The following is a 7,545-nucleotide window of genomic DNA, read 5'->3' on the forward strand; positions in this document are numbered from 1 at the left end:
AACCAAGGGATTATGAGGCCTCTATAGGGCTTCCACAACCTTCCACAGGCGCCCCGGCTTTAAGCTAAGTCGTTGATTTTCTCAGGTTGTGCGACCACCTGCGCCCATCATCGTCCACCTCTTTCCATGGACAAACGGTCACCGAGCGGTCACCAATGGGCGCATCAAAGGGAATGCTTACAGCGAAGGGACTGGCCGCACTGCCGGCCGGCGAATGGGCCTCAGATCCGGCGCCGCGCGGCGCGGGCTGCCTTGACGTGCGCAAGCTGGCCGGCGGGCAGCTGCGGTTCTACTACAGGTACACGAAGTCCAACGGGCAGCGCGACCGCCTGCTGATCGGCACCGGCCTGGCGCTGACCGCGGCACGCGAAGCGGCGGCGGCGTTGTCACGGCGGTATCAGGCCGGCGAACGGGATCTGCGCGACGCGATCGCGGCCGAGGCAGCAGCCGCGGACCGCGCGAAGGCTGAGGCCCTGGCCGAATCGACACGGCGATCTGGTGCATCGCTTGGCGCTCTGATGACGGCCTACGTCGAGAGCTTGGAGGGCGCTGGCAAGGTCTCTGCCGCCGCGACGCGCGCTTCCATCAAGCGCCACATCGAGGATCCGTGGCCAGCCCTCTGGGCGCGCCCGGCGTCCGAGCTTGAGCTGGATGACCTGCTTCCGATCCTGTCGCGACTGGTGCGCGCCAAGAAGCTGCGCGAGGGCGGCAAGATCCGGTCGTATCTGCGGGCGGCGTATGCAGCAGCGATCGCAGCAAAGCAGGATGCGGCAGCCCCCGACGCTCTGCGCGTGCTCAACGTATCCAGAAACCCGGCGCGCGACCTGGCCACGCTCGACAGCGGGCAGCCGCGCGACCGGGTTTTGTCGGTGGCCGAGCTTCGTGCCTACTGGCGCCGGATCGAGGCGATGCCCGGGAGGGAGGGCGCTCTGGTGCGCTTCCACCTGCTGACCGGGGGGCAGCGCATTGCACAGCTGATGCGGCTGAAGTGGTCTGATCACGATCACGACACGGACACCGGCACCGGATCCGTCCGCTTGCTCGACATCAAGGGGCGTCGCCGCGTGGCTCGCGTGCACCTGGTGCCACTGCTCCCGCTGATGGCTGCGGATCTCGCCGTCTTGCGCGGCGATGATGACAGTGAAGGCGGCGGCGACGGCGCCAGGCCGCACCTGTTCTCGCTCACCGCCGGAAAGGCGCCGGCCACCTATGACGAGTTCCGGGGAATCATGGATCCGGTGGTGGCTAGCATGGTGGCCGCCGGCGAGCTGACATCGCCGTTCACGCCGGGCGATCTACGACGCACGGTGGAGACTCGGCTCGCTGCGCTGGGCCTGTCGGAAGAAGTCCGTGGCCACCTGCAATCTCACGGCCTGAGTGGCGTCCAGAAGCGGCACTACAACTTCTTCGAGTACGACGCGGAGAAACGCGCTGCGGTGGAGGCCCTGTACGAACTGCTTACCGGCGCCGGTGCGACGGTGGTGCCGATGCGCAAGGGCCTGAGCCGTTAGAACGGCAGGTCCTCGGGCAGATCCAGGCCTACTAGGCGGCCTGCAGCGCGCTGATGACTGCTGGCAGCAGCCCGCAGCCGCTGAGCGCTCTGACGCCGGCGAGCACGGGCTCGCCAGCTCCCTGAGTTGTCCAGTTCGAGGTCCGTAGCCTGCTGCAGCTTGGCTGCGGCCTTAGCCTCGAACAAGGTTCCACCATTGCTGCGATATGTCATCCACCGAGCCTGACACCAGACTGTCGCGTAGACCGCGACACGTCACGAGCCTCTCCGATCGCCCGGCAGCGGGCAAAAAAAAAGGCCCCCGGAGGGGGCCCTTTTCCATTCATCGACCGTGGAGGCTACTCAGCACTAGGCTCTGATGAGTCATCGGCTGGCACACCACTTCCCGACGGCGCTCCATTGCGTCCTGAGCGAACTCGAACGCGCGGACCACCTGCCCCTGGATTCCCGGCGTCCACTGGCTCTCCACTGCTCTGGTCGGAGCTTGGGGCTGCGCCTGGGTCTGCGTCTGCAGCTGGAATGTCGGATTCATGGGACGTACCTTCGTGTGAATTGGGGAGAACCGGAAAATTGATGAATCTGGGTTGCTGGTGTTCGCTGGGGTATTGCAGCATTGCCCACGCAAACTGAACGAAAGCGTTTTCCGCGGGCGTAAGCGGTGACACCCTCTTGAAGAGGTTCGAAGCTTCTTTCCGGTCAATGACGAAACTATGGGAAGGGTAGTCATTGATCAGTGATTTTAGGGCGTCATCCTTAAGGTTCTGCGAATAGCCATCCAGCCGGCCGCCGTACTCAAAGGCGATGCGAGTGGCACGTTGCAGCTCACCAAGGCGCAGAGGATCCACTTGGTTCAGGAGCGGAGCAGCCATTGCAGCGCCAATGTGGGCGGCCATTTCTGCAGCCAGCTTGGTCGACAGCCCCATCCGCCTCGCTTCGCCTAGCATTTGATGGTAGCCCCAGCGAACATGCTGTCCTACGACACCCAGCGCTTCTGTGATGTCCAGCCCAGAACTGCGCTCCTGCAGCTCGGTTCCTTTGAAAACCTGCACGTCTAGGGGACCCAACTCGCCCCTATCACCGATGCCAAGCTCATTGGCAGCGATGGCGATCAAGGTGCCGGCACTCTTGCACCAGCTCGGAACGGCTACTCGGAGTCCGTCCTTGTAATGATGACGGAGACAGCGGGCAATTCGATACCCACCGTCCGGGTCGCCACCAAAGGTGCTCAAAACGACAGTGGCCTTCTGCTTGAGCGGCCGGCTAGCAAGCAAGTCACTGAGCTGTGAGTGCAGCTCCCGGGTGATCGGGCTTGCGATAACGATGTAGTCGCGCTCCGGATCCTCGCCCGAAAGCATGTCCAAAACCTCTGAGTACGTTGACACCTTTTCCCCCTGTGACGCCGTCCTGGCCGGCGAATCTTACAACGCGTTCGACGAATTTTCGGAACTGAGCCAGTCTCACCACCTGAGAAATTCTGAACGAAATTCAGCCCGTTAAGGATTCAGGGGCATCAGATAGTGGTCCTGCAATTGCTGTGCCACCAAGCAGCGCCAGCTTTCCGCCAAGGTGAGGCCATTAGTACTTATACTAATAGAACGCAGTCTCGACGCGTGAGACATGCCGCTCCCAGAGTACGCCCATGCAGTCCCTTCCCAACTCCCATACGCTGGCCCGCCCAATCGGCCCGGCCATGATCGATGGCCCGGCGCAGTTCGTGCCCCTTGCCGCAGCGCGCGCGCGGCTTGGCTTCCCTTCGCCGGCCGACGACTTCATGGACGACGCGATCGACCTGCATCGCCTGCTGGTACGCAACCCCGCCGCCACGTTCCTGTACCGCGCCGATGGCTGGTCCATGAGCGGCGCCGGCGTCAGCGACGGGGACATCCTGGTGGTCGACCGGTCGGTAACCCCCCAGGCGGGGGACCTGGTCATCGCCATCTGGGACGGGAACCAGCCCACCTGCAAGGTGCTGCAGCTCTTCGAACGGCACGTGGAGCTGCACTCGGCCAATCCGGACTTCCCCCCCATCGTGCTGGAGCAATCCACCGAGGTGGAAGTGTTCGCTGTCGTTGGAGTCGTCCGCCAGATCAAACGCCGGAGCGGCCGTGTTCGGGCTCGTTGACGGCAACAACTTCTACGCCAGCTGCGAGCGCGTGTTCCAGCCAGGCCTTCGAGGCGTTCCGCTGGTGGTGCTGAGCAACAACGACGGCTGCGCGATCGCGCGCTCGGCCGAGGCCAAGGCGCTCGGCATCAAGATGGGCCAGCCCGCTCACGAACTGAAGCACCTGGTGCGCCGACATGGCCTGCAGATGCGCTCGGCCAACTTCGGGCTCTATGGAGACATGAGCGCCCGGGTCGTGAGCGTTCTGCGGGAGGCCGCGCCGCGGGTGGAGGTCTACAGCATCGATGAGAGCTTCATCGACCTGGACGGAATCCGGGACCGCGAGCGGTTCGCCCGGGATCTGCGCCAACGTGTGCACCGGTGGACCGGCATACCGAATTGCATCGGCATTGGCCCCACGAAGACCTTGGCCAAGTTGGCCAACAAGGTGGCCAAGGGTGCTGACGGTGTGATCGACCTCGGCAATGCGGCCTACCGGGACACGGTGCTGCAGACATTCCCCGTCGGTGATCTATGGGGAGTCGGCCGCCGGCTGGCGCCGCGGTTGGAATCCATGGGCATCAGCACCGCCGCAGCACTACGCGACGCGCCGGCGGACGACATCCTGGCCACCTTCGGTGTCACGTTGGCACGCACTCAACGTGAGCTGCAGGGACATCCGTGCATGGAACTGGAGGAAGTTGAGCCAGATCGGCAGCAGATCATGGTGAGCCGATCCTTTGCGGAGCGGGTGGAAGACCATGACGCGGTTGCCCAAGCACTCGCTACGTTCGCCGTCAGGGCCTGCGAGAAGCTACGCGCACGCGGCCTTGTCACCGCGGGGGTATGGGTGTTCGCGCATTCCGATACGTTCCGTCCGGAGCTGCGGCAGCACAACGCCACCCGGTCAGTAAGCCTACCGGCCTCGACCGCTGACACGATGGTGGTGCTGGGTGTCGTCCGCCGGCTGCTGCGCGGCCTGCTGCGGGAGGGCATCGGGTACAAGAAGGCGGGTGTGGCGCTGCTCGACCTAGCCCGGCCGGAAGAGCTGCAAGCGGATCTGTTCGGGCCCACGGTGGTAGGCAACGAACGGCTGATGGCCACCATGGACCGAATCAACCAGAAGTTCGGGCGGGGCACTGCGGGACTCGGTGCGTCAGGTTGGCAGGCTCGGCCGGCCTGGGGCATGCGGCAACACATGCTCTCACCGAACTACACGACCTCGGTACACGAGATCCCTCCGGCGCGTTGCTGACGCGCCTGGATCAAGAGAGCGCAAGTAGGTAGATAGCCTGCGGCCGCCGAACGACGGCCGCAGGAACTTACGTCAGTGCATGCCGCACAGCAGCCCCAGGACATTCTCCTTCCACTTCAGCTGCTGCACATCCGTGCCAGCCTTTTGCTTCTTGTGGACCTGCAGCAAGACGGCGAACGCTTCGCCAGCCTCCGTAGGACACCACTGGCCGTCTCGCTTTTCCTGCAAGCCATGCTCTACCAAGAGCCGGTTGAACTTCTGAGGCGAGAGACCCATCCGGCCACCCAATTCGGTGGGAGTGAAGCACCGGATGCCATCAACCTGGACTGCAACAGGGCCAGGTGACATTGCAGACGCTGGCACCAGGGGCAAGGCCTGATTGGCTGGGATAAGCAGGCAAGCTTCAGGAATGCTCGTAGTGTCGCTCAGCTGGGACAGTGAAACCCATTGCAATTTCGGAAATTCCGAAACCCCGGGAAGCTTCATAAAACTTTGATTTTTAAACATTTTCATGATTCCGATTGATGGAAGCATGAACCACCAAGCGTTGACGTATTTCGGAAACCCGATAAGATCAACTTCGTTCTAGCGCGCAGCTACTCGTAGCTGAACGATGGAACGGAAGCGTTGATCGATTGCAGTCGATCACTGCTTCTCTTGGTGGCCATGCCACCCGTACAACTGACTGAGATTCGCGCAACCCTGGGGCTGACCTGATAGAAGGCCTCGGGGTTTTGCGTTTTTGCCGATCGGGGACTGGGGGAATTCAGCAACCCCAACCGACGCCTCAAGATAGTGGGGGTAATTGAGTGCGTCAACGCCAAATGTAGTGAAATTCGGCAATCCCTTGTGCCGCAAGGATCATGCCATCGGCCTTGCATTTAAAGGCTTCCGACCTGCTTGAACCGTCTGCGCAGTCAAGCTCTAAACCGGTTATAGCGGCGGTATAGACGACTGCGAAAACGGAACAATGACAGGTTCACATGACGGGGGTTAATTCCGCCATGGATAAGCCTGTGGATAACCGGTGCGCAAGCTGTTTGCGGAGAAGATGCCACGCCGAGCGGCCCGCGCTTGGTGGAGTGTGGTCACATCGGCAGCGCTGGAAGTAGATCGCCACACACCGCCTGATCTATCACGCCGCCAGCCGATGCTCGTAGAACGGGTGCCGCTTGTCGTCGAAGATCCTGTAGAGCGCAGCCAGGTTGGCCGGATCCGGATTGAGCCAGGCATCCACGTGCTCTGGCTTGATGTTGATGATGGTCCGGTCATGGCCGGCGGCGGCCACCTCGGGCTCGGGGTCGTCGGTGATGGCAGCGAACGACAGCAGATCCGGCTCTTTGCCGGCCGGATCCTTCCAGTGCGACCACAAGCACGCGACCAGCATCGGCTCGCCCGTGCGCGGGGTGAACTGCACCACCTGGTTCTTCCCGTCCGGCCCCTCGACGTTCTCGTAGAACGTGTCGACCACCATCAGGCCGTGGGTGTGCCCGAACGCCGGCGCCCAGAACTTCTCCAGGCTGTCGCGACGGGCGTTGTAGGTGCCGGGGAAGCGCTGGTCGTAGTTGGCCGGCTTCCCGGCCAGGCGGCACTGGTAGCGCATCGGCTTGATGACCAGCTTTCCGCCCTCGGAGACGATCACCGGGGCGTAGACGCCGGGGAAGATACGGCTGTCGCGATCCTTCGGCTCGACGCGCTGCAGGTCCGCCAGCCGCGCCTTGGCCCGCTCGATCTTGTTGCCGGCAATCCGAACGTCCTCCCGGGCCTTCTTCGTCTCCTTCACCTGGAGCGCCCGCTCGGCGTCGGCCAACCGCTTGCGGTTGGCGAACAGCTCCTGCTCCAGGATGGTGGCCTCGGCCCTGTTCCAATGTTCGACCTCGGCCCACACCGCCAGCTCCGCCGGGCTCGCGCCGGCCCGGAAGGCTTCATCCATGGCCTTCGGCGTCTTGGGCCGCTTCTTGCCCGGGTCGTGCGCGTAGAGCGCGGCGAACTCTTGCAGCGACAGGGTTGCGCCGGTCATCCTGACCAGCTTCTGATAGGCGGCGGTGATCTGGGCGGAATAGCACATGGGCGCAATCTGGCAGCAGGCGCCGTTGAGCCCGCGTGAGGATCAGTCCATAGGCACCGGGGCCAGTCCATCCAGCGGCAGCTCCGCCTTCTCAGGCCAGGCGAACGTCTCCGGCTGCGGTAGCAGCGCGCGCACCTCGTCCCAGGTGTCGATCCCTTCCGGCGGCGCCAGCACCAGCTGCTCCAGCGCCTGGTTCACAGCATCGCGCCAGGCCACCATCGCCCGCGCCTCCGCACGATATCGGGCCACGCCGCTGTTGTAGTAGCTAGCGCACGACTCGATGCTGTCGTAGCCACGCTCTACCGCCTCCGCGCGCATCCACCCGAACGCCTGGTCGCGGATGTAGCGGTAGTGCGCGGGCGTATGCAACTCGAAGCCCAGGCCGGGCGATGACGCCGGCAGCGGTGTGTTCTGCTCCAGCCATTCGTTCGGCCATAGGTAGTGTCCGCGAGGAATGAACGCACCAGTTTCGACGCAGCGAATCACATCGGGGTCTTCAGTGAGTTGGTACATGATTAAATCTCCGCGTCTGCCACCCAGTGGAACCAGCCGCCATAACGACCGGACGTGTTAGACCACTGCATTTCAAAGCCGTACGTTCCAATGTTCTG

General features: G+C 63.3%; 7 protein-coding genes. 3 read left to right on the plus strand and 4 right to left on the minus strand.

Going from position 1 to position 7,545, the window contains the following annotated elements; translation table 11 throughout:
* Positions 1-173 precede the first annotated feature (173 nt).
* Positions 174-1,511, plus strand: coding sequence for a hypothetical protein (locus AC5P9C_RS20250; protein WP_495205277.1), 1,338 nt, complete (start codon positions 174-176; stop codon positions 1,509-1,511).
* 337 nt (positions 1,512-1,848) lie between these two features.
* Here the strand turns inward: AC5P9C_RS20250 and AC5P9C_RS20255 are convergent, their stop codons facing one another.
* Positions 1,849-2,865 carry an SDH family Clp fold serine proteinase gene (locus AC5P9C_RS20255; protein ID WP_180845924.1) on the minus strand — a complete coding sequence of 339 codons (1,017 nt, stop codon included), beginning with the start codon at positions 2,863-2,865 and terminating at the stop codon, positions 1,849-1,851.
* Between the two features lie 284 nt (positions 2,866-3,149).
* Here AC5P9C_RS20255 and AC5P9C_RS20260 point away from each other — a divergent pair, with 284 nt between their 5' ends.
* Both AC5P9C_RS20260 and AC5P9C_RS20265 read left to right on the plus strand, forming a co-directional pair.
* A complete protein-coding gene (locus tag AC5P9C_RS20260; RefSeq protein ID WP_495205278.1) occupies positions 3,150-3,632 on the plus strand; it encodes a LexA family protein in 483 nt (160 codons plus the stop codon).
* Positions 3,616-4,866 carry a Y-family DNA polymerase gene (locus AC5P9C_RS20265; RefSeq protein ID WP_495205279.1) on the plus strand — a complete coding sequence of 417 codons (1,251 nt, stop codon included), beginning with the start codon at positions 3,616-3,618 and terminating at the stop codon, positions 4,864-4,866. The genes AC5P9C_RS20260 and AC5P9C_RS20265 overlap by 17 nt, the downstream gene beginning before the upstream one ends.
* A 72-nt stretch (positions 4,867-4,938) precedes the next feature.
* Here AC5P9C_RS20265 and AC5P9C_RS20270 read toward each other — a convergent pair whose 3' ends face one another.
* From AC5P9C_RS20270 to AC5P9C_RS20280, 3 genes are all read right to left on the minus strand, one after another.
* Positions 4,939-5,379 carry a hypothetical protein gene (locus AC5P9C_RS20270; protein WP_495205280.1) on the minus strand — a complete coding sequence of 147 codons (441 nt, stop codon included), beginning with the start codon at positions 5,377-5,379 and terminating at the stop codon, positions 4,939-4,941.
* Positions 5,380-6,001: 622 nt separating this feature from the next.
* Entirely contained in the window at positions 6,002-6,934 is a 933-nt protein-coding gene (locus tag AC5P9C_RS20275; RefSeq protein WP_495205281.1) for an SOS response-associated peptidase family protein, read from the minus strand.
* Between the two features lie 42 nt (positions 6,935-6,976).
* Positions 6,977-7,447, minus strand: a complete 471-nt coding sequence (locus AC5P9C_RS20280) for a hypothetical protein (protein ID WP_495205282.1) — start codon at positions 7,445-7,447, stop codon at positions 6,977-6,979.
* Positions 7,448-7,545: the final 98 nt, after the last annotated feature.

The organism is Stenotrophomonas sp. YJH_SMC_10 (genome assembly GCF_059371555.1).

What these genes read in the sequence shown, in the direction of transcription:
- AC5P9C_RS20250 (WP_495205277.1), top strand. Translation starts at nt 174, where the DNA reads ATGCTTACAGCGAAGGGACTGGCCGCACTGCCGGCCGGCGAATGGGCC.
- AC5P9C_RS20255 (WP_180845924.1), bottom strand. Translation starts at nt 2,865, where the DNA reads ATGCTTTCGGGCGAGGATCCGGAGCGCGACTACATCGTTATCGCAAGC.
- AC5P9C_RS20260 (WP_495205278.1), top strand. Translation starts at nt 3,150, where the DNA reads ATGCAGTCCCTTCCCAACTCCCATACGCTGGCCCGCCCAATCGGCCCG.
- AC5P9C_RS20270 (WP_495205280.1), bottom strand. Translation starts at nt 5,379, where the DNA reads ATGAAAATGTTTAAAAATCAAAGTTTTATGAAGCTTCCCGGGGTTTCG.
- AC5P9C_RS20275 (WP_495205281.1), bottom strand. Translation starts at nt 6,934, where the DNA reads ATGTGCTATTCCGCCCAGATCACCGCCGCCTATCAGAAGCTGGTCAGG.
- AC5P9C_RS20280 (WP_495205282.1), bottom strand. Translation starts at nt 7,447, where the DNA reads ATGTACCAACTCACTGAAGACCCCGATGTGATTCGCTGCGTCGAAACT.